This is a genomic window from Oleiphilus sp. HI0128, from assembly GCF_001635365.1.
Map to the genome: position 1 here is coordinate 1 of NZ_LWGG01000155.1, position 975 is coordinate 975.

Consider the following 975-nt stretch of genomic DNA (forward strand, 5'->3'; position numbering starts at 1 on the left):
AACGATGCCTGCACAAGTTTGGAAACACGTTTTGACCTAGCGATTAAAGCTTACGAACATACAGCTGCCTACGACGGCGCGATTGCCAACTACTTTGGCCGATTGGTTCCAGGTGAATAAGAGGTCATCAATTTCTTCGTCTGTTGGCTGGCGCTTGGAGACAACAGTCAAATCTTCCTTACTGATCATGCCTAAGTCACGATCTTGCACCAGTAAGCCGCCATTGACGCGCTTATAATCGAAAGATGCTGCGCTGTCAGAAAATGCACCGCACTCTAGGAGGCGGACATTTTTCTTAGCGGCTACGGCTTCTTTCGCTTCGGCGCTAACGCTCGGAGCAATAATAACTTCAACAAACTGTCGGTCGACGATAGTTGTCGCGGTTTCCGCATCAAGCTCACGGTTAAAGGCGATGATACCGCCAAAAGCAGATTCAGGGTCCGTTGCATAAGCTTTTTCATAAGCCTCTAGAATAGAGCCGGCTTCTGATACGCCACAAGGGTTTGCGTGCTTGACGATGACACATGCAGGTTCGTCAAATAGCTTTACGGTCTCAAGTGCTGCATCGGTGTCGGCGATATTGTTGAACGAAAGCTCTTTTCCTTGAAGCTGTTTAGCGCCAGAGATTGAATCGGCTGGAGCATTCTTTTCAACATAAAACGCGCTGTTCTGGTGAGGGTTTTCACCATAGCGAAGTTCTTGAGTTTTGTTCATTTGAACGTTAAATGTTCTTGGGAACTCTTTGCTGCCACCTGGAACCAATCGGCCAAAGTAGTTGGCAATCGCGCCGTCGTAGGCAGCTGTATGTTCGTAAGCTTTAATCGCTAGGTCAAAACGTGTTTCCAAACTTGTGCAGGCATCGTTCTCACGCATTTGATCAAGAATGTTCTGGTAGTCGCTCGCATTAACAACGATATTTACGTGTGCATGGTTTTTAGCAGCAGCACGTACCATCGTTGGTCCGCCGATATCAAT

Annotated in this window: 1 pseudogene; it reads right to left on the bottom strand. The window is 47.5% G+C overall.

Going from position 1 to position 975, the window contains the following annotated elements:
* Nucleotides 1-69: 69 nt before the first annotated feature.
* A pseudogene (gene purH, locus A3763_RS01990) lies at nucleotides 70-975 on the bottom strand (bifunctional phosphoribosylaminoimidazolecarboxamide formyltransferase/IMP cyclohydrolase); the annotation flags it as partial.